Here is a 23838-nt window from a genome sequence, read left to right as displayed (position 1 = left end):
AAAATATTCAAACACTCGGAAAATCCGAGCGTAAAATTATTTTGGCGTGCCTGTGTATTTGAATTTATAATCTACTTTAAAAGGTTCAAACCACTTACCCACACCTGTTTCTTCATCAACATGGCGTCCAAAACCTTGTTTTTCTGGATTTGAGATATAAAAAGTAAGTTCATAATTTCCTACGCCAAAGCCACCTTTTTTATCTTTTTCCATAGCAATATTTGCACCATAGTGAGGACCATCATCAGCCACCATAGGCATCAAAGTTCCACGTTTAATTGCACCTGTGTCGGTATTTTTAAGTTCATAAGCTATAGTTAAATAAGGCATCCAAAAACCTTCTGGAAAACCATTTGGATTGTTTTTAAGTGCGTGAATGTCAGCTTCTAGGTGAATATCTGCTAAAGATGCAGCTAAATCAATACCTCTTGGCTCCATTTCAATAGGTTGTAAATAAACAGCGGCTATTTCCATGCCATTAAGTTCTTTTGGATCGCCGATCGGCACTTCGCCTGCAAATAAATTTGTACTAATAACCGCAGCTGCAGCAACTACTGATAAAACTTTTTTTATCATGATTTTACTCCTTTTTTTGAAATTTGTTTTGTTATTAAAATGCCAATAATTAGCATAATTAAAACTATAAATTGAGGGATTAAAGTTTCATAGTAAGGATAAATTCCAAGCCATAAAATCGGTTCAAAATTCATAGGTATAAGACTAGGAATGATGACTTTTCCTTCTATGAGTTCGGCTATGCCTTTGCCTGTAAAAACAAAAACCATGTAAAAAATAATGTAAGAAGTGATATAGAAAAATTGTTTTACAGGTATGCGAATGGCTCCTGCTTTTAAAAGAAAATATAAAACAATAAGTATTAAAATTCCAAGTCCAAGTCCGCCAAAAACAGCACCAAAATCAGTGCTTGTTTTAGCATCAAAAAGCAAGGCTTGATAAAAAAGCACAGTTTCTGCACCTTCTCTATAAACAGCTAAAAATACGGTAATCCAAAGGGTTTTTGCACTATTGTTTGATATAGCATCTATAGCACTTTGTTTGATAAAGCTTGTCCATTTTTTATTTTGTGCGTTTGAAAGTAGCCAAAAGCCCACATAAAAGAGTAGTAATACGGCTATAAGCATGGTAATACCCTCTATAAGCTCTCTACTTTGTCCTGCATTTTCTTTAAATAGCCAAGAAACTCCAAAAGCGGTAACAAAACTTAAAATTACTCCTGTAAAAAGAGCACTATAGGCGATATTTAAACGATTTTTGTTGCCACTTTGCACAAGATAAGAAACAATGGCTACAACGATAATCAAAGCTTCCAAGCCTTCACGCAAAATAATACCTAAAGCCCATATAAACAGCGAATAAGGAGTAGAATCTTGAATTTTATCCACGCTGCTGGCTATGAGTTGTTCTAAGTCATTAAAAGTAGCTTCAAGCTCTTTTTTATCTGTACTTGCTTTGATAAGAGCTACGCTTTTGGAAAATAAACTTTCTATTTTAAGTTTTAAGCCGCTATCTACAGCACCGATTTTATTTTCCATACCGCTTGCTTCAAAAATATCTAGATAAATTCCTTGTAAATCATCTACTATAGAAGCACTAAAGCCATCATAATTTTTTAAAATTTCATCTAAAGCAAGTTTGATATCATTAGAAACTTTGGCATAATCTTTGCCTTTTGTTTCATCATTAAAGCCTGAAATTTGCAAACTTGAAAGTTCTGAATTTGGAATTTGTAAGAAAACATCAAAAATTTGTTCTTCTATGTTATCTAAGCCATCTCTTAAGCCTTTTTCATCTATTTTTGCATCGTTGATTTGGCGTATAAGGGTGCGTATGGCTTGTTGAATTTTTTGATCGTTTCCTGCTTTGGTAAATTTATTTACTAAAATTTCTACTTTGGTATTGCGATAATCACTAAATAAGGCATCATTTAAAAAATCTTTACTAGTTTGGTAGTTTTTTTCTTTAAAAGCATTAGCTGCCTGTGAAAATTTGGTAGAGATATTATCTAGTATAAATTGCAATCTTACGTCCATTGCAGCGGCAGCTTGTAAATCAGTGCTTGCATTATCATCTGTAAGTTTGCTTGTATCATTATTTATAGGTATAGGAGCTTGGGTGGTTAAAGAGCTTTGTGCTAAATCTTTTTTATCTACACCCATCATTTGTGCGATTAAAGCTTCTGCATCAGCTTCGCGTTTGGCATTGGCTTCTAGGCTTGATTTTTCAGCTTTAGCCTTATCATAGTTTATATCGCTTGCTTCTGCTTTTAAACGATATCCATTTTGTAAAATCGGAGCTACTTCATCAAGATCATAATAAAGACTATCAATTAAAGCATTAATTTGTGTCAAAGGAGCTTCATCTTTATACATGCGACGCAAATTTACAAATTTACGCTCCATAGTGATAGCTTTTCTTCCTATGTTTCTTCCTATTGAGCCTTCCATATTTTCAAAATGTTGAAAATACGCATCTTCGCTAAGCTTTTTGGCGCCTAGATTATCGCCCTTTTTATAAGTTTCTATGCTTTGTTTTAGCATATCTTTGATAAGATTTGCTTCATTAATATAATCATCTACCCTAGCAAAAGCTGAGCTTGATAAAAAAATACTTATAATTAAAAATATAATTTTAAAAATTTTCATTATCATTATCCTTGATTTTTGATAAAAATAATATTTATTATCAAAATAAATAATGGCTAGTATAATACTAAAAATCTTAAATAGAACTAAAAAATAAGCTTTTATGTTGATAATATTTTTTTATTAAATTATAAAATGTATTTTAATAAATATTTAAATATATTTTATTTTTGTGATTTAATATGGGTTGTTTTTAAGTATCGCAAGGTCTTCTTCTAAGCTATGGACTTTGGGATATTGTTTTTGTGTTTTTTAATTTTTCCTTTTTTCGATGTTTTAAAAGCTTAATAAAAATCAAAAAATCATTTATTGCGTATTCTTTAAGGAGATATAGCTATAGTATATTTTAGACTAAGCAGATATATCCAAAAGTTTATCTTTTTTATTGGTATTTGTGTTTGTAGAATTGCTATTGTCTTTATTTGCTTCTTCTTTCTCAGCCTTAGCTTCTACTTTTTCTTTTTTTCTTGAAATTTTAAAGTTGAAGTTATGCTAATTCTTTTGCTTTCAAAATTTGTATCTATTATCCCCCTGCAAGGCGTGTTAAGTAACATTAGCAAGCTCCTGATTTCTCATTTAAAATTATAATTTTAGATTATATTAAAAATTGTATAAAACAAGATAAAACTTAAATTTATTGAAATAAATTTTTATCCATTTAATTCGCTTTTAAAAGCATCAATCATTTATATTTTGCTTATTGTTTCATAGTGTAAAAATTTTTAAAATAGGATTTTATCTTAAAAAATTTATGATTTTTAATTTCAGATATTGGTTCCCTTGAAAAATTTTAAAAAGTTTAGTAAAAAATATTAAGTTTTAAAAATATCATCCGATTTAAATAAAGTCTTAAGACTCAATCTAAAAGGAGGATGTATGGTTTCAGATGTTTCTATGGGTAATGTTAATTTAATGACTGCTGTTAATACTTCAGTTTTGAAAAAATCTATGGACACAAACGAGGCATTGATGAATGAACTCATCGAAGGTATGGAAGGTGTCTCTCAAGCCTCCGCTCCACAAGCTTCTAGCTCTAGTGGTTTGGATATTTACGCTTAAATATCTTAAGAACAAGCTTAAGAACTTTTTGGTATCTTGGGCTTGTTTTTTTAAATAATTATTTCTTTAGTATTTTTTCGTTATAATTTTACCATTTTATTTATCGTATTAAATTTTTACAAATATTTACTTAGGAGCAAGGATGCAAATGATAAAGAAGATGGTTTTAAGTGAAACTTTCCCTGGTATTTTGCTTATATTTTTTACATTTTTAGCTTTATTATGTAAAAATTCTTCTTTAAGTGTTATTTATACAGATTTTTTTCATGCTAATTTTACAGTAGGATTTGATCATTTTCAAATTTCAAAATCGTTGGATTTATGGATAAATGATGGTTTGATAGCTATATTTTTTCTATGTATAGGGCTTGAGTTAAAATATGAAATTTTACGTGGGCAACTTAAAAATATAAGAGCTGTATCTTTACCTATATTTGGAGCTTTAGGGGGTATGATTACTCCGGCTTTAATTTTTATTGCTATTAATTATTCTCATGATTTTGCTATGAAAGGTTGGGCAATACCTACAGCAACTGATATAGCTTTTGCAGTGGGTATTTTAATGCTTTTGGGAAATAAAATTCCTACAAGTTTAAAACTTTTTTTACTCTCTTTAGCTATTTTTGATGATTTGGGTGCTATTGTTATTATTGCTTTGTTTTATACAGATCAGCTTTCAGCTTTAGCAATTATTATTTGTTTGTTTTGTATATTTGCTCTGCTTTTGTTAAATTATTATCACATCACCCATCTTTCTTTGTACGTGTTGGTAGGTGTTGTGTTGTGGATAGCTATGCTTAAAAGTGGAGTGCATGCAACTTTGGCTGGTGTGATCATTTCTTTGTTTATACCTCTTGATACAAAAAATAAAAAACCTTATTTACATGAAGTTCTTAAGGATTTAAATCCTTGGGTAGTTTATTTTATTTTACCTTTATTTGCTTTTGCCAATGCTGGAATTGATATTAGAGATATGCATCTTGGTTCAGTATTTTCTCCTGTAAGTCTTGGGATTATTTTAGGACTATTTTTAGGAAAACAATTAGGTGTTTTCACTTTTTGTTTTATTGCTATCAAACTTAAACTTGCAAAATTACCTGAAAATATTAAATATGGAAAATTTTATGGTATATGTATTTTAACAGGCATCGGTTTTACGATGAGCTTGTTTATTGATGGTTTGGCTTATAAAAATAGTGATATTTTTGAATATGCGGATAAACTTGCTATTTTAGTAGCTAGTTTTTTAAGTGCCATTGTTGGTTTTGTTTATCTTAAGATTGTTAAATGAATAATATAGTACATAAATTAAAAACTTTAGTTTTAAATGAGGCTTTTGGCGGCGTTTTACTTATAGTTTGCACTTTGCTTGCTTTGCTTGTGCAAAACGGGTCTTTTAGCGAACATTATCGAGAATTTCTAAATTTAAAAGTCGGATTTAGTGTAGGTGAATTTGAGCTTAACAAGCCTTTTTTACTTTGGATAAATGATGGGCTTATATCTATATTTTTCTTTGCTATAGGGCTTGAGCTTAAGAAGGAATTTTTGCACGGAGATTTTAAAAATCCTAAAAATATTGTTTTGCCTTTTATGGCTGCGTTAGGGGGTATACTTATACCAGCAATGTTGTTTGCTTTGGTGAATATAGGAGATGCTTATACTTTAAAAGGTTGGGCAATACCTACAGCTACAGATACAGCGTTTGCCTTAGCGATTTTAATGATGTGCGGCAAGCACATTCCATCAAGTTTAAAAATTTTCTTACTTTCTTTGGCTATTTTTGATGATGTGGGTGCTATTTTAATTATAGCTATTTTTTATACGACAAAATTATCAATAGCTGCTTTTGTAATTGCAGGACTTGCTATTTTGGTAATGCTTATTTTAAATCTTTTAGGGATAACAAGAAAGTCTTTTTATTTTATTTGCTCAGTTATTCTTTGGATTAGTGTTTTAAAAAGTGGAGTACATGCAACTTTAGCTGGAATTGTAACAGCATTTTTTATACCGATGCAAACTAAAAATGGGGAAGCATTTTTAGAAGAAATTTATGAAAGCTTAAAATTTTGGATTGCTTTTATTATTTTACCTTTATTTGCTTTTGCTAACGCTGGAGTAAATTTATCCAATATCGATATAGGAGCAATTTTTTCAGGTGTAAGTATAGGTATTTTCTTAGGGCTTTTTGTGGGTAAACAAGTGGGTGTATTTTTATTTTCTTATTTGGCAATCCGCTTTAAATTTGCAGCTTTGCCCCAAGGTTCAAATTTGAAACAACTTTATGGGGTTTGCATACTTACAGGAATTGGTTTTACAATGAGTTTGTTTATTGATGGATTGGCGTATGAAGTTAGTGATATTTTTAATTATGCAGATAACTTAGCTATTCTCATAGCCTCATTTTGTTCTGGGATTTGGGGTTTTATTTATCTTAAATTCTTTACTACTCGATCTTAAGGGGATTGATGAGGCATATTTTTTTCATCATCACGATTATATTTTTTATAAGTGGATGTAGTTTTTATCAGAATCTAAACTATCGTCCTAGTTACAACACAAATAAAGAAGCAAGGCTCAAGGTTATTGCAAATGAATGGAAAAAAACCCCTTATGTTTTAGGTGGAACTAGTAAAAAAGGTGCTGATTGTTCAGGATTTACACAGAGCGCATTAGCTCAGCTTAATATACGCATACCTCGCACTACAAAAACTCAATTAGGTTCTGGAAGAAAAGTTTCTAAATCAAAATTGCAAACAGGAGATTTGGTATTTTTTAAGACAGGTAGAGGGCCAAATGGTATGCATGTTGGTATTTATATGAGCAAGGGAAAATTTATACATTTATCTACTAAAGATGGAGTAAAAGAAGTCGAGCTAAATAGTTCTTATTGGAAGGCTCGTTATATAGGAGCAAGAAGGTATTAAAGTGAAAATAGGTGTATTTGATAGCGGAGTAGGAGGGCTTAGTGTTTTAAAATCTCTCTATGAAGCTAGGCTTTTTGATGAAATTATCTATTATGGAGATACCGCAAGAGTTCCTTATGGAGTGAAAGATAAAGATACTATTATAAAGTTCTGTCTTGAAGCATTGGATTTTTTTGAACAATTTCAAATTGATATGCTTATCATTGCATGTAATACTGCTAGTGCTTATGCTTTAGATGCTTTAAGAGCAAAAGCACATTTTCCAGTATATGGCGTAATTGATGCAGGGGTTGAAGCAACGATAAAAGCTTTGCATGATAAAAATAAAGAAATTTTAGTCATTGCGACAAAAGCAACCATTAAATCAGAAGAATATCAAAAGCGTTTGTTATCTCAAGGATATACAAATATAAATGCTTTAGCTACAGGGCTTTTTGTGCCTATGGTTGAAGAAGGTATTTTTGAAGGAGATTTTTTGCAAAGTGCTATGGAATATTATTTTAAAAATATCACAACTCCAGATGCTTTGATACTCGCTTGCACTCATTTCCCTTTACTAGGACGTTCTTTAAGTAAGTATTTTGGTGATAAAACAAAATTAATTCATTCAGGAGATGCTATAGTTGAATTTCTTAAAGAAAGAGAAAATATAGATTTGAAAAATCATAAAGCAAAATTACATTTTTATGCTTCAAGCGATGTTGAATCTTTAAAAAATACTGCTAAAATTTGGCTAAATTTATTAAGGAAATAAAATGATAGAATTGAAAAAACCAGATGAAATAGAAAAATTAAGAATAGCAAATCAAATTGTAGCAAAAACTTTAAATTTTTTAGAGAATGAAATTAAAATAGGAATGAGCTTAAAACAAATCGATAAAATGGCAGAAGATTATATTTTAAGCCTTGGCGCCAAGCCATCATTTAAGGGACTTTATGGTTTTCCAGGTGCCATTTGCACATCTTTAAATCAAGTTTGTATCCATGGAATTCCAGATGATAAAATTATCAAAGAGGGTGATATTTTAGGTCTTGATGTGGGAAGTTTGATTGATGGGTATTATGGGGATGCAGCAAGAACTATTGCTATAGGAGAAGTTTCACCCGCTGATAAAGCTTTAATCTCTTGTGCTAAAGACGCGTTATATCATGCTATAGATATTATTCGTGATGGAATGCGTTTTAAGGAACTTTCAGCTGCTTTAGGCGAATTTATCCATGTAAGAGGTTTTGTCCCGCTTCGTGGATATTGCGGGCATGGTATAGGACGAAAGCCCCATGGAGAGCCTGAAATTTTAAACTATTTAGAAAAAGGTGCGAGTGCAAAAAGTGGCCCTAAAATTAAAAATGGAATGGTGTTTTGCATAGAGCCTATGATATGCCAAAAAGATGGAACACCAAAGCATTATAATGGAAAATGGGATGCTGGAAGTATTGATGGGCTGAATGCGGCTCATTATGAACATTGTGTTGCCGTGATTAATGGGCGTGCTGAAATTCTTTCTATGATATGATATTAAATTATAAAAATAATATTTTTTTCTTAAAATCCTAAAAATTTAAAATTTTTTAATAATATTGTAGTAATATTCTTTAATAAGTTAAGTTACTAAATGATATTTTATAGCAGATTAAGTGTTTTTAGAATAAAATGTCACATCGTATTAAACTAAAACATAAATATGGTTTAGATAATTTAATAAAAATTGTTAAATTATCTAAATATTTATTTTAGTTTAAAGAGATCTTTTAAGATCTCGTTTGGGTTAGGCTATTTCCCTCCCCCTTTTTATTCGTAGCCTAACTCTCTTTTAGAGTTTGGAAAATCTCTTTAAGCTAAAATATATTATATTTGCTTAAAGAGAACAAACGATTACTATTCTTATTTAAATAAATTTTTAAAATCCATTGTAGAGTTATAAATTCCAGCATTATCCATAGTTTCGCCCATGGTAATTGCGGTTGATAATTCTGATAGAATGATTTTTATTTCATCTCTTTTATCTTGTATATAGGCCAATACACCTTCGTAATTACTTGTTTGAAGAATTAAAAGTGGATTAGCAATTTCAAATTCAAAAAGTTTTTTACCAACATAAACATTGAAAATATTTCCAAAAAGAGCTGTTCCCATGAAAGAGCAGTTTTGTATAAGTTGTGACGCTGTGGCATCAAGAGTTCTTTTTTGCATATCATCTGAATTTTCATCTATTCTTTCTAGAATGCTTTTTTCTATTTTTTTTAAAGACATATCAAGCACTTGAAGTGCTCCTATAAAATCATTTGCATCATTGATTTGAGAGCAAATTTGATTTGCTTTAAATTCATTCACGCCCTGAATTTCACCTAAGTGTTTTTTAAATATATCTAAATCACTTTTCATTGTTTACCTTTCAAAAATATTGCTAAATATTTAAAAAGCAAAAAGTGTTCCTAAATTAGGATAAGTTAGAATTTACCCAAAAAACAATCTCATTGCCAATTTTATTCAAGGCTTTTTGAAAAGCATTATAGGTAGAGCGGATATCTTTTTTTTCTATTTTTTCTTTGGTATTGAAAATTTTATGAGCTATTATTTGATTGTTTTCAAGATTTATGAAATTTACGCTTATAGAAATTTGAGCGTAGTTTTCATTGTTATTAAGAATTTGCTCAAAAGAGTTAATCCTGCTTTCAAGAGAATAATCCGCACTTAAAGAGCTTGTTGAAGAAAGTAAGGTTGTAAAAATATTGCTTTGTTCAAATTTTGATAAAATTAAAAAAGAATAAAGATTGCTTGGTAAATCTCCCCAGAAATAATGTGCGTATTTGTTGCTAAAACCATTATCTATATAAACAATAGCTCTTGAGTTTAAATACAAAGGTGCATTTGCATTGCGAATTTTAAGAATTTTACCAGTTTTTTTAAAAAAAATATTTGAGTCTATTCCTTCGTCTTTTAATATGATATTTTCATTTTTATTGATGGTTTCGTGTCTTAAAGAGCATCCGCATAACATAAAAATAAAAGTCAAAATACAGAATAATTGCTTTAGCATTATTTTTCTCCTGGTCCAAGTTTAGGTTTAGTTTCTTTAAAAATCAAATCAGCAGGGCTGTTTTGTAAATTTTCTATTAGAATATTGCTTTCAATTAAAACCCGTTTAAAAAGTTCTAAATTTTGCATCAAAGATGCTTTAATATCATCATAAGTGTTTAATTTTTCATCAGCTTTTTTTATGAAATTTTTTAAAATCATTGTGCTTTCTTTTATGTTTTTAAGACTGGAGTTGAAATTTTGCGCACTAAGGCTTATATTATCAGCCATTTTTCCTATTTTTAAACTTGCGTTTGAAAGATTAAGACTTAAATTTTTAGAATTAGCGTTTAAATTTGCACTTAATTCTGCTAGATTTTGCAAAAGGATTTCTAGATTTTTAAGATTTTTTTCGCTTAAAAGTTCTTTTGATTTATCATCGGCCGTTTTAACCAAAGAAAAAATATGTTCACTTTGTCTGTCTATGGTCGCTAAAAAACTTTCTTTAAAAGGAATGACTGGAAGTTTTCCCTGCATAGATACTAGATCTTTACTATTTTTACTTCCGCCTTGAAGTTGGATAAATTTAAGTCCTGTGATACCTTGAAGTTGCAAAGTAGCAAAAGTATCTTCTTTTATAGGGGTATTGTTTTTGACCTTGATGCGTATGTTAACGCCGAGTTCATCTTGATTGTAAATGCTGATTTCTTCTACGCTACCTACTTCCACGCCCAAAAGCCTTACGGGTGCTTTTATGCCAAGTCCTGCAACGGATTCTTGTGTGTGAATTTCATAATACTTAAAACTTTCTTCTTTAGAGTATCCACCAAGCCAAAGTATGAAACCAAGGCTTGCAAAAAATACTCCAAAAACAAAAAGTCCTACAAAAAAATAATTTGCTCTATTTTCCACTTTTACTCCATAAATCTTTTAAAAAGTCGTTCATTTTGCAAGCGTAATTCTTCATAAGTGCCGCAAAATCCAACTTTTTTATTTTCTAAAATGATAAAACGATCGAGTAAATTTTTCATACTTTCTTTATCATGTGTAACCAAAATGATATTTAGATCAAAACTTTTTTTTAACTCTAAAACCAAATCGTCAAATTCACGACTACTATGAGGGTCAAGTCCTGAAGTAGGTTCATCTAAAAAAAGCAATTTACTATCAAGTGCTAAAGCTCTAGCAATTGCCACTCTTTTTTGCATACCGCCACTAAGTTCGCTTGGAAATTGTTTTAAAACACTTTCGTTTAAGCCTACCATTTTTAGCTTCATTAAAACCAGTTCTTGTATGCTATTTTCATCTAAATGAGTGTATTCTTTTAAAGGAATAGCGATATTTTCATAAACATTAAAAAAGCTAAAAAGTGCAGCAAACTGAAAAACCACACCCCATTTTTTACGCAAAGCAAGTGCATCTTCTTCGTTGATATTTTTAAGTTTATAGCCTAAAATTTCATATTCTCCATCATCAAAATGTTCAAGCATAAGCATTTGTTTTAAAAGGACGGATTTTCCACTTCCACTACCTCCTAAAATACCAAAAATTTCGTTTTTTTTGATTTCAAAACTTACGCCATCATGGACAATTTTTTCTCCAAATTTTGTAATGATATTTTGTGCTTTAATAACCATTTAAATTCCTGTAGAAGTTAAAATAACAGAGAATAAAGCATCAAAAGCTATCACCCAAAAAATAGCATTTACAACGCTTTTTGTTGTATAAATTCCTATACTTTGTGTAGTGTTTTTTACCTCAAAACCACGAAAACAAGCAATAAGTCCTATCAAAAATCCAAAAATAGGTGCTTTTGCAAGTCCTATAAAGATATGTTTTATATCTACAGCTTCTCTAAAGCGTCTTAAAAATTCGGCAAAAGAAATATCAAGATTTAATTTTGCAACCATCATTCCACCTATAATACTGATTGCATCGCTAATGGCAACGATTAAAGGCATAGCTACTACCAAAGCCATGACACGTGGAATAACAATAAATTCAAAAGAACGAAAACCCATAGTATTCATAGCTGCAATTTCATCAGTAATTTTCATCACCCCAATTTGTGCGGTATAAGAGCTTGCACTTCTTCCTGCGATCACTATGGCAGCGATTAAAGGTGCAAGTTCTCTAGTGGCTGAAATTCCCATCAAATCCACTATGAAAATATTGGCTCCAAATTGTGCGAGTTGGTAAGCAGCCTGATAGGCTAAAACCACTCCTACTAAAAGAGCGGTTAAAATAACTATAGGTAAGGCTTTAAAAGCAGAATTTTCTATATGATATAAAAAAGCAATAAAGCGAAAATTTTTAGGATTTTTGAGGCATAAAAAAAGACTTGTGAAAAAAGCTCCTGTGAAATTGATGAATTTTCTTAAAATTTTTAAAAGTTCTAAACTTAATTTTCCAAGATCGATAAAGTATTCACTGAAATTTTGATGTGATTTTTTTGTTTTGCCTAGTCTTTGGTAGTTTTTTTCACAAAGTTCAAAAAGGGTTTGAAAGCGTGAATTTAAGCCTTCTTTGGTGATTTTAATATTTTTATTTTTAAGGTCATTTTCCAAAGCAAGGAAAAATCTCACTCCAGCGGTATCGATTGCTTTTAGATCTTTAAAATCAAAAATCACTTCCTTGCTTTGGATCAAAGCTAAAAAATCTTTTATTTTTAACTTATAAATACTTGTTTTATCCCAAATTCCAAAGATAAAAAGAGTATTATTTTGAAATTTGAAATTTGTATTCATTTTATTTGCTAAGGATAAAATTTACAAGCTTTGAAACGCTAAATCCAAAGCGTTCAAACACATCTTTGTCTTTACCACTTTCTCCAAAACTTTCTATGCCATATACTTTATGGCAAAATTTATAAAGTTCATTAGAATGTGCTGCTTCAACACCTATAACTTCACCTTTTAACAATCTTTCTTGATAAGCTTTATCTTGTTTTTCAAAAAGTTCAAAACAAGGCATGGAAACAACATTACAAGCAAAACCTTGTTTTTCAAGTTCGTTTGCACTTTCTAGACAAAGCCAAACTTCACTTCCACTTGCTAGAAGTGTAAATTTAGCCTCTTTGCTTTCTTTGAGTAAATACGCTCCGTTTTTTACATCTCCAAAAACAGGTTCATTTAGAGCTTTGAGTTTTTGGCGTGAAAGCACAAAAGCACTCGGAATATCAGCATTTAGGGCTATTTGCCAAGCTTTGACATTTTCCACCCCATCAGCAGGTCTAAAGGTTAAAAAATTTGGCATAGCTCTAAAAGTGCTAAGTTGTTCTATAGGTTGGTGTGTTGGTCCATCTTCGCCCACGCCTATGCTATCGTGTGTGAAAATGAAAAAATGTTTGATTTTCATTAGAGCTGCTATTCTTGCGGCAGGTTTTAAGTACTCGCTAAAGATGAAAAAAGTTGCCGAAAATGGTAAGAAAATTCCATATCTTGCAAAAGCATTGTTAATCGCTGCCATAGCGTGTTCTCTGATACCAAAATGGATATTTTTACCTTCTACAAAGTCTCCCATACTGTGAAGTTCTGTTTTATTCGAAGGGCCTAAGTCTGCACTTCCACCTAAAAATCCTTCTAAATTTTTAGCTAAAACATTTAAAATTTCACCATTACTATCTCTTGTAGCAAGATCTTTTCCTTTAAAATCAGGATAAGCTATCTTGTTAAAATCAGGATTTAATAGCCTTTCTAAAAGTTCTTTTTTAGCACTTTTTTCAAGCTTATCTTTCCATTTTGCTTCTTCTAAATCCCCAAGTTCTACAGCACTTTCAAAGCGGATTTTGCTTGCTTGTGGGATATGAAAACTGATATTTGGATCAAAGCCTGCTTGTTCTTTGGCTTTTTTAATCACTTCTTCACCCAAAGGTGCGCCATGGCTTTTATGACTGCCTTCAAGCTCTCCTGCACCCTTTGCTATAGTTGTTTTTGCGATGATAAGACAAGGTTTTGTGGATTTTTTAGCTTGTTCTAAGGCTTTATTGATTTCTTCATAATCGTGTCCATTTATACTTAAAACTTCAAATCCTTGTGCTTCAAAACGCATTTTTACATTTTCGTTAAAGGCTAAACCTACATCGCCTTCTATAGAGATATTGTTGCTATCATAAATAAGTATGAAGTTATCAAGTTTGTGAAGTCCTGCTAAAGAACAAGCTTCATAAGAAATGCCTTCTTGTAAATCCCCATCTCCGCAAAGACAATAAATTTTATGATCGATTAAATCACTGCCTAGCAAATTTTGTGCTTTTTTTGCTGCCATAGCAAAGCCTACAGCATTGGCAACGCCTTGTCCTAAAGGGCCTGTAGCGATTTCTACTCCAAGAGTTGAAATTTCAGGGTGTCCAGGGGTTTTAGAATGAAGTTGGCGGAAATTTTTAAGATCTTCTAAGCTTAAGTCATAGCCGCTTAAATGTAAAAAACTATAAAGCAAAGCACTTGCATGTCCGCCTGAAAATACAAGTCTATCTCGGTTTAGCCAAGTTGGATTTTTGGGATTGTGTTTTAAATGATAACTTAAAACACTTAAAATATCTGCTAAGCCCAAAGGTGTACCTGGGTGTCCTGAGTTTGCTTTTTGCACCATATCAGCACTTAAAAATCTTAGAGTATTTGCCTGTTCTTGTAAAATTTGAATGTTCATTATTTTGCCTTTATAAGTATTGAATTATTAAATTTTGTATCATTTGTGCGAGTTTTTCATTAAGTTTTTCTAAGTCTTGTTCGCATTCACTAAGAAGATTTTCTTTTGTTTTTATGGCTTGTTCAAGTCCAAGCAAATTGACAAAAGAATTTTTATGAATATCGTTGTTGGTAGGCTTTCCGCTTTGTTCTTGACTTGTAGTTACATCGATAATATCATCATTGATTTGAAAAATCAGTCCTAGTTTTAAACCAAGTTTGTAAATTTGATTGCTTTCTTCGTTGTTAAGTTCGCAAATTTCACAACCCATTTTTAAAGCTGCGGCGATCAATCTTGCGGTTTTATGTGTATGCAAAAACTCAAGTTCATTTAAACTCAGTCTTTTGTCTTCAAAAAAACAATCAATAGCTTGTCCTATGACCATTCCATTAAGTCCTGCATTAAAGGCAAGGGTTTTGATGAGTTTGATTTTGATTTCATCTTTTAAATGAGCATGACTTAGAACTAAAAAAGCTTCGGTATTTAAAGCATCACCTACTAAGATGGCTGTAGTTTCATCGTAGCTTTTGTGTAAGGTTGGAATTCCTCGTCTAAAGTCCGCATTATCCATAGCGGGTAAATCATCGTGTATGAGTGAATAAGTATGGATAAATTCCAAAGCTAAAGCTACATCTAAAGCTTGATTTAAAAGTTCAGGTTTATTGCTTTGCACTACGCTTAAAAGCAATTGTGCGCGAAAATGCTTTCCTCCTGCTTTTAACATAAGTGCTAAAGCTTCATTGAAAAAAGGATGAAAGCTTTCAACTTTGGGTAGATTTTTTTCTAAGTGATGGATAAAAAGTTCTTTTAAATTCACTTAGTAAGCCTTATGAAAAATTGAAATTTACCATCGCCACCTGAGTTGGCATTTCCGCCTAGTTCATTGTTGAAATTTGATAAAGGTAATTTAGTACTTTTGCGTTCAATTAAGATGCTAAAGTCATTACCAGCACTTAAAATATTTTGTAATTCTTTAAAATTATTTAAAATAATATTATTAACGCGTAAAATTTTATCTCCTACCATAAATCCTGCATTTGATACTTTTGATTTTGGATCTATTTTAGTTACAACAAGACTAGCATTAACCGTTAAACCAAGATTGCTTGTGAAATTTGTAATTTTTGGTTTTGGTTTAGAATCAGGAAGGTTAAATTTGCTCAAATCTTTTGCAAAAACTTCAGTAGAAATATTTAAATCCATATTATCACGCAACACTTGAAAATAAAGAGTGCTTCCGCGATCTGCAAAAAGAATTTTTTCATTGAGTTTTCTTAAATCATTGGCGGGTAAGCCATCAACACTTATAACTTGATCATTGATTAAAAATTGTGGATTTTTTCTTACATTGTTAACATAAATTTTATTTTCTCGAACAACAAAATCAACGCCAATATCCCCCCAATAAACATCGTTATATTTCATAAAATGTTTTAAATAGCGATTGCCTATAAAAGAGCTATTATTTAAAGCAATCCCCATCATTTCACAGCATGGAGTCCCTAAAAGTCCTATTTTAGAATTAAAATCAAGTTGATCTTTTTCATCAATATTTTGAGCTAAATACTTAATATGCCCTATATAAGGTTTATTAGGATCCCAAATTCCAACCCAATCATTACGAGTAAGTTTTTCTTCATCACCCATAGGAGTAGGGATTAGGCTAAAGTCAGTTCTTACAAGATATAAATTTAAAAATGGATCGTATTTTACATATTTGTTAAGCTTAGCATTAGGCTGTTTTAACACAGCAAGTAAATTTTCACTGAGTGCAAAAGCTGGCATTCCTTCATAGTTGAGCATGCTTGCCTTATTTCTTTCATAACCTGCTAAAAAATCTTCAAATTTAGGTCTTTCTATACCAAAAGACAAAGTAAAAAGCATGCAAATAATTAAAATTTTTTTCATAATTTCATACCTCCAAAACCGCCTAAAACATCATTCGCCATACTTGAACGATTTTGTGCAACCATAGCCAAAACATCATTAATTGCAGAAATAAGTAAAATTTGCAAGGATTCTTTATCTTCAAGTAAAGAATCATCAATGCTAACATCGATAATTTCACCCTTTCCATTGGCACTTACTTTAACAAGTCCTGCTCCGCTTTTGGCACTAAATTCACGATTTGCAAGTTCTAGTTCTATATTTTTTGCTTTTTCTTGAACTTGATTTAAAAGTTCTCCCATTTTAGAAAAATCCATATTTTCAAACATTGATTATCCTTGATTTTTTAAAATTTCATTAACAACTACTTTATCACTAAAAGGATATTTTATCCCTTTAATTTCTTGAGTAGTTTCATCACCTTTGCCTAAAATAACGACTAAATCGTCATTTTCTTTTAGTTCTAAAGCTTTTTTTATAGCTTCTTTTCTATCTTCTATCATTAAAACTTTTTCTTTTTTAGTAAAGCCTGATAAAATTTCTTCCATGATGGTTTTTGGTTCTTCGCTGCGTGGATTGTCACTTGTAATGATAGCAATTTTTGCAAAATGTTCGACGATTTTTCCCATTAAAGGGCGTTTGGTTTTATCTCTATCTCCACCTGCTCCAAAAACAACGATGAGTTTTTTATTTTTAAGAGTGTCAAGCACTTTTTCAATGCCATCAGGCGTATGAGCAAAATCTACAATCACACCTTTTGCTACTTGTTCTACCCTGCCACAAACCCCGCCAAATCCACTGATAGCTTTTTCCAAGTCTTTTAAATCAGGCTTTACGAGTTCATTCACACAAGCACTAGCAACTAGAAGATTGTAAAGATTAAAAAGTCCTAGCAAGGGCGAGTCTATGTGAAAAGTTTGATTTTTATTTGTTACAATAGTACTAATGCCTTCTTCTAAAGAATAAGCTTTGATTTGATATAAAGCAGGATTTTCTATGCCATAAGTAAAAGCATTACGCACATTAAATTTAATAGCCAAAGCATCTTTGTTGATAAATTTTAAACTCTCATCGGTAAAAAAAAGTTCTTTTGCTTCTTTATAATTTTCAAAAGTACCGTGAAAATCTAAATGATCTTGAGTGATATTGGTAAAAATTTTAGCAGCAAAATTTAAGCCTTCGATGCGGTTTTGAACGAGTGCGTGTGAGCTTACTTCCATGATGAAAAAATCACATTTTTTTTGAGTGGCTATTTGTAGGTATTCTAAGGTTTTAAGAATAGGGGAGGTGGTTAAGGATTTTTCATCGATTTGTTCATCGTTGATAAAAGCTCCTCTTGTCCCACAAAGCCCACACTTATAACCTAAATCCAATAAGATAGAATAAATCGCTGCTGCGGTTGTGGTTTTGCCATTGGTTCCTGTGATTCCTATGATTTGAATCTTTTCATCGATTTTTAAAAGTTTTTTACACTCATTTACATCAATGATTTTTGCACCTTTTTCTAAGGCTTGAGCGTGAAATTTAGCATTTTGTGTGGTTTGCAAAAAAAAGCATTCTTTTTCACACTCTAAGGTGTTATCTGTAATGAATGAATTTTCAAGTTTTAATTTCACTTTTAAATCCCATGAGTTTTTCTTGGAGTTTGATAAATCTATCATTTGCCCAAAAATGAGGCATAACATTTTCTATGTAATTTAAAGTCATATCTTTATAGCCATTATCAAGTAATTTTTCCAAAAAATCTAAAAAATCATCACGATTATCAATAACTAATTTAGTGCTGTTAATGATATTTTCAAAACTTTTTTGAAAGCCAAGTTCTTCTTCGCTTTTTAAAAAATCTTGATAATTTAACGCATGCCCATCTTCAAATTCGTTTTCCTGTTTGTTTTCTTGTTTTTTAAATTCAATTGTACTTAAAATTTCTTCTAAGTCTTTATCAATGCTAGAGATTTTGTAATGTTCTATATAAAAATCAAAAAGTAAAGAAGCTTCTTTAGGAGATTTTAAAGCAAGATCACAAAGGCAGATAAAATTTAGCAAGCGTTTATTTTTGCGTTTTTCATAAGCCATAGAAAAATACATTTTTGCAGTTTTAAAATCTTTCTTGTAAAAATGTTCAATTCCAAGTTTTTTATAATTTTGCAAATTCGTCTGCTCCGCCGTTTAAATTGATTATAGTGATTTCCGGATGAATATCAATCTTAAGTTGCCTTTCAAGACCGTATTTTAGCGTTGTTCCACTCGATGCACAGCCTTTACAAGCTCCTATTAAATGGACATAAACGATCCCATTTTTAATTCCTAAAAATTCAAGCCCTCCGCCATCACGTTCAAGCATAGGCAAGCTCTTTTCTAAACTTGCTTTAACAGGATTTATAAGCTCTTCATCACTAAAAGGCATCATAATTTATCCTTAAAAATTTTTATATACTTTAGCGTGATTGTGTTTAAAAAAAGGTAAATTAAGGCTTGAAATTTAAATAAATTAAAAAGGTTCGTCATTATTTTGTATGCTAAATCCTAAATCATAAGCTGTAAAGTTTTTGTTACCAAAAATTCCATTTAAGTTTCTAAATGATTGTTGCAGAATTTCTTCGTTTTTTTCATATTTTAAGAAGCTTAAATATTCTTTTAAAAAATTATTTAATTCTGCGGTATTTAAATTTTTAATTAAAAGATTTAAATTTTTATCAATAAGCGTAAAAAGTTGTTTTTTTAATGCGAGTGTAGAATTTTTAATTTTTACATTGTTTAAAAAAGCTAAATTAACCTTGCAAATACCTAACAAGAATTCGCTATAGTTTAAATTTTTTCGAATATTTTTACTTTCAAATTCTCTAATATCACTATCTTCATAACCTTTTTTTTCTAAAATTTTATCCAATAAAATCTTATGTTTAAAACAAACACTATCACTAATTTGCTTAAAATCGTTACATATATCTGGATGCTGTTTTAAAAAAGCTATAAGTTCTAATTCTGCAATGTGAATTTTTTCTTTAGGAAAATTGTATTTATTTTGAGAAATTAAAGGGGTTTGTATGGTTTTTTTTGAATTTTGTGATAAGACAATAAATTTTTCATCCACTTTTAATAAATTTGAAACTAGACTAGTGTAAGAATTTGCCACTAAAGGTTCAAGATTAAAGGTGAATTTTTGTATAGTTTCTAAAGCTTTTTGTTTATCAAGAGCAGAAATTATGGAATGAGTGGATATTAAGCGTCTGATATAAAATTCACCAAGCTCTATTCCTTCATCGAGTATATTATGGAGTTTTGTGCTTTCATTTTTTGCTACGAGCTCAGCAGGATCTTTTCCGCCTTGCAAAATTGCCACTTTACCGTCTATTTTGTTTGTGCTTAATAAAAATGCAGATCGTGTCGCAGCTTTTAATCCTGCTTCATCATTGTCAAAACATAAAATCACTTTTGCATCATAACGGCGGATTAAGGGTAGATGATGTTCGGTTAATGCTGTTCCAAGAACTGCTACAGCATTGTTAAACCCTGCTTTGTGAAAAGCTATTGCATCCATGTAGCCTTCACATACTATTATTTCTTTTTTTTTGGCTATATTTTCTTTAGCGATGTTAAAAGCATAAAAAATTCTACTTTTATCAAAAAGTATATTTTGGGGTGAATTTACATACTTTGCCGGTACATTGGGATTTAAAGTGCGCCCTCCAAACCCTACCAATAAGTCTTTATGATCGTAGATTGGAAAGGTGATACGCCATATAAAACTTGCGTAAAATTCATTATTTTCATCTTTTTTTAAAGCTCCAACACTCATAGCATCTTCTAAAGGAATTTTTTGATTTTGCAATAATCTTATACTATCTTCACTTGCTCCTGCAAAACCTAATTCGAATTTGGCTATATCTTTGTCATTTAAAGCTCTCTGGTAAAGATAGGTTAAAACTTCTTTGTGGTGTTTGAGATTATCTTTAAAATACGCATTTAAGCTTGGTAGTATAGACTTTAGCTCTTTTTTATTTTCTTGTTTTTCTTTTGTATAACTCAAAGTAAAATTACTAAGGCTTGCAACTTTTTCAACTGCATCAGCAAAACTTAATTTTTCATAATCCATTACAAATTTAAAAGCATCTCCACCAGCCTTGCAGGCAAAACAATGATAAAAACCTTTGATAGGATTGATATGCATAGACGGGTTTTTATCTGCATGAAAAGGACAGATACATACAAAACTAGAGCCTTGTTTTTTTACTTCAATATAATTTTCTATAATATCAACAATATTAAGTCTTTGGGATAAATTTTCTATACTTTCTTTAGTTATCATTTTACAAACCTTGTTAAAATTATACAAAGATTTGGCTATAATTTGGCATAAAATTTTTAGAGCGAGACTATGGATTTTTTCTTTGTAGAATACAGAGACCCTTTAGTAGGGCTTATAATTTTAACCATTTTAGTATTTGTTGTAGCTGTTGCAAATTATATTTGGAAAATATTTGCTAACAAAGATGAAGAACAAAAGCTTGAAAAATTTATAAAAAAATTTGAAATGGATAACGCTCATAAAGAGTTATTAAGAAATAGTAGCTTGAGTTTTGGAAATTTAAGTTTTTTGGCTGAAATTTTTACTAAAAGCGGGGAATTTGAAAAAGCAACTCAAATTTATTTGATTGCTCTTGAAAAATGTAAAGATAAACAAGAAAGAGAATTTATTTTCCTTTCTTTAGCAAAAGTTTATTTTAAAGCAGGATTTTTAGAGCGTGCAAAAGAAGTTTTATTACAAGCTTTAAAACTGCGTCCAAGAAATATACAAGCCTTAAAACTTTTAAAAATTGTTTATTTAAAACTTCGTTCTTATAAAGAAAATTTAGAACTTTTAGAATGTCTTTTTGAGCTTAATGAAGATGTACAAAAAGAGCGTGATTTTATCAAAGCTTTAGAACTTTGTACTTTTAATATTACTGATGAAGAAAAAAAGAAAAAACTTTTAGAATTTAAAATAGAAGATAATCCTATGTTGGGGCGTTTAGTTTTTGAAAAATATCATATGTTTTTAGGGCAAAATTTTTTTGATATTTGTGATTTGCTTTATAGAGAAAATGAAGCGTTTAATTTAGAAAATCAAGATTTTTTAGAATTCTTTTATGCTTTGGGTAAAATTTCAAAGCATGATGATACGCACCAGTTTGTTTTTAAAAATTCTAACTTTAAAATGTTAAAAATTTTAAAAGATAATTCTTTTAATGCGGGGTTAGAATTTTCATATCGTTGTTCTGAGTGTAAAAATGTAATGCCTTTGTTTTTTTATCACTGTCCTGTTTGTTATGAGTTTAATACTTGTAAAATTATTTATGAAGTGAAAAACAATGAAACACATTGAAATTTATACAGATGGCTCATGTCTTAATAATCCAGGTTTTGGCGGATGGGCTTATATTTTGCGTTATAAGGAGTATCAAAAGGAAGGTTTTGGAGCTGAGGCTAATACCACTAACAATAGAATGGAGCTAATGGCAATTATTGAATCTTTGAAGGCTTTAAAAGAGCCTTGTGAAATTTCGCTTTTTACAGATTCTAACCTAATGGTTCAAAGTATTAATGAATGGCTAGAAGGATGGATAAAAAAGGATTTTAAAGGTAAAAAAAATATAGATTTATGGAAGGAATATATTAAAGTGGCAAAATCTCATAAGATTAAGGCTTTTTGGGTAAAAGCACATAATGGACATTTGGAAAATGAAAGGTGTGATACATTGGCGCGTGAAGCTGCTTTGAAAATTGCAAGGGAAAATGATGAAAAACATTGAAAAGCTAGAGCAGAGTTTAACTTATGAATTTAAAGATAAAAATCTTCTTATACATGCTTTAACCCATAAAAGTTTTAAAAAATCTTACAACAACGAACGCTTGGAATTTTTAGGTGATGCCGTGCTTGATTTAGTTGTAGGTGAATACCTTTTTCATAAATTCGCCAAAGATGCCGAAGGAGATTTATCTAAGCTTAGAGCAGCTTTAGTAAATGAAAAGTCTTTTGCAAAAATTGCAAATAGTTTAAATTTGGGCGATTTTATTCTTATGAGTGTTGCTGAGGAAAACAATGGAGGAAAAGAAAAGCCTTCTATACTTTCAGATGCGTTAGAAGCCATTATAGGTGCTATACATTTAGAAGCTGGGTTCGAGTTTGCAAAAACTATTGCTTTAAGGCTTATAGAAAAAAATTTCCCTCAAATTGATGCAAAAATTCTTATAAAAGATTATAAAACAAAATTACAAGAGATTACACAGGGAAAAATCGGACAAACTCCGCAGTATGAAACAGTGCGTGCTTTTGGCCCTGATCATTTAAAGCAATTTGAAATTGCTTTAATGCTTGATGGTAAAGAACTTGCAAGAGCTATTGCAGGAAGCAAAAAAGAAGCACAGCAAATGGCAGCAAAAATTGCACTTGAGAAATTAGGAGCTTTATAGTGAATACCTTTGGTACGAGATTGAAATTTACAAGTTTTGGTGAGTCTCATGGTGTGGCTGTTGGATGTATTATTGATGGAATGCCTGCTGGGGTTAAATTTGATGAAGAATTTTTGCAAAATGAGCTTGATAAACGCAAAGGCGGAAGTAAATTTGCAACACCAAGAAAAGAAAGCGATAAAGCTCAGGTTTTAAGCGGGGTTTTTGAAGGATATACAACGGGTCATCCCATAGCTATAGTAGTTTTTAATGAAAATGCTCATTCTAAAGATTATGATAATTTAAAAGATCTATTTCGTCCTGCTCATGCGGATTTTACTTATTTTTATAAATATGGCATAAGAGATCATAGGGGTGGGGGTAGATCAAGCGCTAGGGAAAGTGTTGCTAGAGTGGCTGGTGGTGCAGTTGCAGCGATGCTTTTGCGTGAATTTGATATTTGTGTTCAAAGTGGTGTTTTTGGAGTAGGAACTTTTGTATCAAATTTGAAAGAAGAAGAATTTGATTTTGAATTTGCTAAGAAAAGTGAAATTTTTTGCCTTGATCCAAAACTAGAAAGTGACTTTAAAAATGAAATTTTAAATGCTAGAAATTCAAAAGATAGCGTAGGCGCTGCTGTTTTTACAAAAGTTAGTGGTATGCTTATAGGACTTGGAGAAGTTCTTTATGATAAGTTAGACTCTAAATTAGCTCATGCTTTAATGGGAATTAATGCTGTTAAAGCAGTTGAAATAGGCGAAGGTATTAATGCAAGCAAAATGCGCGGATCGTGTAATAATGATGCTTTAAAAGATGGCAAGTTTTTAAGCAATCATAGCGGAGGAATTTTAGGAGGAATTTCAAATGGAGAAAATCTTATTTTAAAAACTTATTTTAAACCTACTCCTTCTATTTTTGCCAAGCAAGAAAGTATAGATAAATTTGGCAATAATTTGAAATTTGAACTCAAAGGTAGGCATGATCCTTGTGTAGGTGTTAGAGGAAGTGTTGTAGCTAGTGCTATGGTACGTTTAGTTTTGGCTGATTGTTTGCTTTTGAATGCGAGTGCGAATTTAAACAATTTAAAAAATGCTTATGGATTAAAATAAAAAAAGCCCATTTTCATGGGCTTGATTGCAATATTTTGAAAAGATTCAAATACTATATCGCT

The 23838-nt window shown here is 30.8% G+C and carries 25 protein-coding genes and 1 pseudogene; 10 read left to right on the top strand and 16 right to left on the bottom strand.

Annotation, left to right across the window (positions count from 1 at the left end):
• Positions 1 to 36 precede the first annotated feature (36 nt).
• From FBF20_RS08425 to FBF20_RS09025, 3 genes and pseudogenes are all read right to left on the bottom strand, one after another.
• A complete protein-coding gene (locus tag FBF20_RS08425) occupies positions 37 to 576 on the bottom strand; it encodes an iron transporter (RefSeq protein ID WP_002778842.1) in 540 nt (179 codons plus the stop codon).
• Complete coding sequence (locus FBF20_RS08420; protein WP_002890195.1) at positions 573 to 2663, bottom strand: FTR1 family protein; 2091 nt, start codon at positions 2661 to 2663, stop codon at positions 573 to 575. The genes FBF20_RS08425 and FBF20_RS08420 overlap by 4 nt, the downstream gene beginning before the upstream one ends.
• Before the next feature lie 351 nt (positions 2664 to 3014).
• Positions 3015 to 3217: pseudogene (locus FBF20_RS09025) on the bottom strand (hypothetical protein).
• 322 nt (positions 3218 to 3539) lie between these two features.
• On the opposite strand from FBF20_RS09025, the gene FBF20_RS08410 reads away from it, so the two are divergent.
• The 6 genes from FBF20_RS08410 (at position 3540) to map (ending at position 8160) form a co-directional block, all read left to right on the top strand.
• Positions 3540 to 3722, top strand: a complete 183-nt coding sequence (locus FBF20_RS08410; RefSeq protein WP_002787583.1) for a YjfB family protein — start codon at positions 3540 to 3542, stop codon at positions 3720 to 3722.
• Between the two features lie 142 nt (positions 3723 to 3864).
• On the top strand, positions 3865 to 5013 hold the full coding sequence (gene nhaA / locus FBF20_RS08405; protein WP_002890191.1) for a Na+/H+ antiporter NhaA: 1149 nt from the start codon (positions 3865 to 3867) through the stop codon (positions 5011 to 5013).
• A complete protein-coding gene (nhaA, locus tag FBF20_RS08400) occupies positions 5010 to 6179 on the top strand; it encodes a Na+/H+ antiporter NhaA (RefSeq protein ID WP_002851220.1) in 1170 nt (389 codons plus the stop codon). Before nhaA (FBF20_RS08405) ends, nhaA (FBF20_RS08400) begins: the two co-directional genes overlap by 4 nt.
• A gap of 8 nt (positions 6180 to 6187) precedes the next feature.
• Positions 6188 to 6646 carry a C40 family peptidase gene (locus FBF20_RS08395; RefSeq protein WP_002851417.1) on the top strand — a complete coding sequence of 153 codons (459 nt, stop codon included), beginning with the start codon at positions 6188 to 6190 and terminating at the stop codon, positions 6644 to 6646.
• A gap of 1 nt (position 6647) precedes the next feature.
• The gene (gene murI / locus FBF20_RS08390; RefSeq protein ID WP_002851499.1) at positions 6648 to 7400 is read left to right on the top strand and encodes a glutamate racemase; all 753 of its coding nucleotides are present in this window, start codon (positions 6648 to 6650) and stop codon (positions 7398 to 7400) included.
• Position 7401: 1 nt separating this feature from the next.
• A complete protein-coding gene (gene map / locus FBF20_RS08385; RefSeq protein WP_002858416.1) occupies positions 7402 to 8160 on the top strand; it encodes a type I methionyl aminopeptidase in 759 nt (252 codons plus the stop codon).
• A 368-nt stretch (positions 8161 to 8528) separates the two neighbouring features.
• Here the strand turns inward: map and FBF20_RS08380 are convergent, their stop codons facing one another.
• The 13 genes from FBF20_RS08380 to dnaG all read right to left on the bottom strand — a co-directional run bounded on the left by FBF20_RS08380 (position 8529) and on the right by dnaG (position 20544).
• On the bottom strand, positions 8529 to 9029 hold the full coding sequence (locus tag FBF20_RS08380) for a flagellar FLiS export co-chaperone (protein ID WP_002851413.1): 501 nt from the start codon (positions 9027 to 9029) through the stop codon (positions 8529 to 8531).
• A gap of 55 nt (positions 9030 to 9084) precedes the next feature.
• Positions 9085 to 9684, bottom strand: a complete 600-nt coding sequence (locus tag FBF20_RS08375; protein ID WP_002851511.1) for an ABC-type transport auxiliary lipoprotein family protein — start codon at positions 9682 to 9684, stop codon at positions 9085 to 9087.
• Positions 9684 to 10574 carry an MlaD family protein gene (locus FBF20_RS08370; protein ID WP_002851168.1) on the bottom strand — a complete coding sequence of 297 codons (891 nt, stop codon included), beginning with the start codon at positions 10572 to 10574 and terminating at the stop codon, positions 9684 to 9686. Before FBF20_RS08370 ends, FBF20_RS08375 begins: the two co-directional genes overlap by 1 nt.
• 2 nt (positions 10575 to 10576) lie before the next feature.
• Positions 10577 to 11299, bottom strand: a complete 723-nt coding sequence (locus FBF20_RS08365; protein WP_002851414.1) for an ABC transporter ATP-binding protein — start codon at positions 11297 to 11299, stop codon at positions 10577 to 10579.
• Positions 11300 to 12409, bottom strand: coding sequence for an MlaE family lipid ABC transporter permease subunit (locus tag FBF20_RS08360; protein WP_002851140.1), 1110 nt, complete (start codon positions 12407 to 12409; stop codon positions 11300 to 11302).
• A gap of 1 nt (position 12410) precedes the next feature.
• Positions 12411 to 14309, bottom strand: a complete 1899-nt coding sequence (gene tkt / locus FBF20_RS08355; RefSeq protein WP_002851237.1) for a transketolase — start codon at positions 14307 to 14309, stop codon at positions 12411 to 12413.
• A gap of 10 nt (positions 14310 to 14319) precedes the next feature.
• On the bottom strand, positions 14320 to 15165 hold the full coding sequence (locus FBF20_RS08350) for a polyprenyl synthetase family protein (RefSeq protein WP_002851379.1): 846 nt from the start codon (positions 15163 to 15165) through the stop codon (positions 14320 to 14322).
• Positions 15162 to 16256: a PDZ domain-containing protein gene (locus tag FBF20_RS08345; protein WP_002851505.1), complete on the bottom strand. Its 1095-nt coding sequence runs from the start codon at positions 16254 to 16256 to the stop codon at positions 15162 to 15164. The genes FBF20_RS08350 and FBF20_RS08345 overlap by 4 nt, the downstream gene beginning before the upstream one ends.
• Positions 16253 to 16564 (bottom strand): YbaB/EbfC family nucleoid-associated protein, encoded by a 312-nt coding sequence (locus FBF20_RS08340; RefSeq protein WP_002851172.1) that lies wholly within the window; start codon positions 16562 to 16564, stop codon positions 16253 to 16255. Before FBF20_RS08340 ends, FBF20_RS08345 begins: the two co-directional genes overlap by 4 nt.
• 3 nt (positions 16565 to 16567) lie before the next feature.
• A complete protein-coding gene (locus FBF20_RS08335; protein WP_002865460.1) occupies positions 16568 to 17851 on the bottom strand; it encodes a UDP-N-acetylmuramoyl-L-alanyl-D-glutamate--2,6-diaminopimelate ligase in 1284 nt (427 codons plus the stop codon).
• Positions 17835 to 18386: a hypothetical protein gene (locus tag FBF20_RS08330; RefSeq protein ID WP_002851410.1), complete on the bottom strand. Its 552-nt coding sequence runs from the start codon at positions 18384 to 18386 to the stop codon at positions 17835 to 17837. The genes FBF20_RS08335 and FBF20_RS08330 overlap by 17 nt, the downstream gene beginning before the upstream one ends.
• Positions 18373 to 18645 (bottom strand): NifU family protein, encoded by a 273-nt coding sequence (locus tag FBF20_RS08325; RefSeq protein ID WP_002858971.1) that lies wholly within the window; start codon positions 18643 to 18645, stop codon positions 18373 to 18375. Before FBF20_RS08325 ends, FBF20_RS08330 begins: the two co-directional genes overlap by 14 nt.
• Positions 18646 to 18726: 81 nt before the next feature.
• Entirely contained in the window at positions 18727 to 20544 is a 1818-nt protein-coding gene (gene dnaG / locus FBF20_RS08320) for a DNA primase (RefSeq protein ID WP_002851181.1), read from the bottom strand.
• A gap of 69 nt (positions 20545 to 20613) precedes the next feature.
• Between dnaG and FBF20_RS08315 the strand changes: the two genes are divergently transcribed.
• From FBF20_RS08315 to aroC, 4 genes are read left to right on the top strand one after another with little or no spacing between them, the layout of a single operon-like run.
• Positions 20614 to 21600: a CDC27 family protein gene (locus FBF20_RS08315; protein WP_002851401.1), complete on the top strand. Its 987-nt coding sequence runs from the start codon at positions 20614 to 20616 to the stop codon at positions 21598 to 21600.
• Positions 21587 to 22027, top strand: a complete 441-nt coding sequence (rnhA, locus tag FBF20_RS08310; protein ID WP_002851277.1) for a ribonuclease HI — start codon at positions 21587 to 21589, stop codon at positions 22025 to 22027. The genes FBF20_RS08315 and rnhA overlap by 14 nt, the downstream gene beginning before the upstream one ends.
• A complete protein-coding gene (gene rnc, locus FBF20_RS08305) occupies positions 22014 to 22688 on the top strand; it encodes a ribonuclease III (RefSeq protein WP_002851153.1) in 675 nt (224 codons plus the stop codon). Before rnhA ends, rnc begins: the two co-directional genes overlap by 14 nt.
• Positions 22688 to 23776 (top strand): chorismate synthase, encoded by a 1089-nt coding sequence (gene aroC, locus FBF20_RS08300; protein ID WP_002851463.1) that lies wholly within the window; start codon positions 22688 to 22690, stop codon positions 23774 to 23776. The genes rnc and aroC overlap by 1 nt, the downstream gene beginning before the upstream one ends.
• Positions 23777 to 23838 lie beyond the last annotated feature (62 nt).

Origin of the sequence: Campylobacter sp. CFSAN093259, from assembly GCF_012889985.1 — a bacterium.
Taxonomy (GTDB): Bacteria; Campylobacterota; Campylobacteria; order Campylobacterales; family Campylobacteraceae; genus Campylobacter_D; species Campylobacter_D jejuni.
Note: the sequence above shows the minus strand (reverse complement) of the source record. Positions and strands in the feature narration are given on the sequence as shown.

What these genes read in the sequence shown, in the direction of transcription:
- FBF20_RS08425 (WP_002778842.1), bottom strand. Translation starts at nt 576, where the DNA reads ATGATAAAAAAAGTTTTATCAGTAGTTGCTGCAGCTGCGGTTATTAGT.
- FBF20_RS08420 (WP_002890195.1), bottom strand. Translation starts at nt 2,663, where the DNA reads ATGAAAATTTTTAAAATTATATTTTTAATTATAAGTATTTTTTTATCA.
- FBF20_RS08410 (WP_002787583.1), top strand. Translation starts at nt 3,540, where the DNA reads ATGGTTTCAGATGTTTCTATGGGTAATGTTAATTTAATGACTGCTGTT.
- nhaA (WP_002890191.1), top strand. Translation starts at nt 3,865, where the DNA reads ATGCAAATGATAAAGAAGATGGTTTTAAGTGAAACTTTCCCTGGTATT.
- nhaA (WP_002851220.1), top strand. Translation starts at nt 5,010, where the DNA reads ATGAATAATATAGTACATAAATTAAAAACTTTAGTTTTAAATGAGGCT.
- FBF20_RS08395 (WP_002851417.1), top strand. Translation starts at nt 6,188, where the DNA reads ATGAGGCATATTTTTTTCATCATCACGATTATATTTTTTATAAGTGGA.
- map (WP_002858416.1), top strand. Translation starts at nt 7,402, where the DNA reads ATGATAGAATTGAAAAAACCAGATGAAATAGAAAAATTAAGAATAGCA.
- FBF20_RS08380 (WP_002851413.1), bottom strand. Translation starts at nt 9,029, where the DNA reads ATGAAAAGTGATTTAGATATATTTAAAAAACACTTAGGTGAAATTCAG.
- FBF20_RS08375 (WP_002851511.1), bottom strand. Translation starts at nt 9,684, where the DNA reads ATGCTAAAGCAATTATTCTGTATTTTGACTTTTATTTTTATGTTATGC.
- FBF20_RS08365 (WP_002851414.1), bottom strand. Translation starts at nt 11,299, where the DNA reads ATGGTTATTAAAGCACAAAATATCATTACAAAATTTGGAGAAAAAATT.
- FBF20_RS08360 (WP_002851140.1), bottom strand. Translation starts at nt 12,409, where the DNA reads ATGAATACAAATTTCAAATTTCAAAATAATACTCTTTTTATCTTTGGA.
- tkt (WP_002851237.1), bottom strand. Translation starts at nt 14,309, where the DNA reads ATGAACATTCAAATTTTACAAGAACAGGCAAATACTCTAAGATTTTTA.
- FBF20_RS08345 (WP_002851505.1), bottom strand. Translation starts at nt 16,256, where the DNA reads ATGAAAAAAATTTTAATTATTTGCATGCTTTTTACTTTGTCTTTTGGT.
- FBF20_RS08340 (WP_002851172.1), bottom strand. Translation starts at nt 16,564, where the DNA reads ATGTTTGAAAATATGGATTTTTCTAAAATGGGAGAACTTTTAAATCAA.
- FBF20_RS08325 (WP_002858971.1), bottom strand. Translation starts at nt 18,645, where the DNA reads ATGATGCCTTTTAGTGATGAAGAGCTTATAAATCCTGTTAAAGCAAGT.
- dnaG (WP_002851181.1), bottom strand. Translation starts at nt 20,544, where the DNA reads ATGATAACTAAAGAAAGTATAGAAAATTTATCCCAAAGACTTAATATT.
- FBF20_RS08315 (WP_002851401.1), top strand. Translation starts at nt 20,614, where the DNA reads ATGGATTTTTTCTTTGTAGAATACAGAGACCCTTTAGTAGGGCTTATA.
- rnhA (WP_002851277.1), top strand. Translation starts at nt 21,587, where the DNA reads ATGAAACACATTGAAATTTATACAGATGGCTCATGTCTTAATAATCCA.
- rnc (WP_002851153.1), top strand. Translation starts at nt 22,014, where the DNA reads ATGAAAAACATTGAAAAGCTAGAGCAGAGTTTAACTTATGAATTTAAA.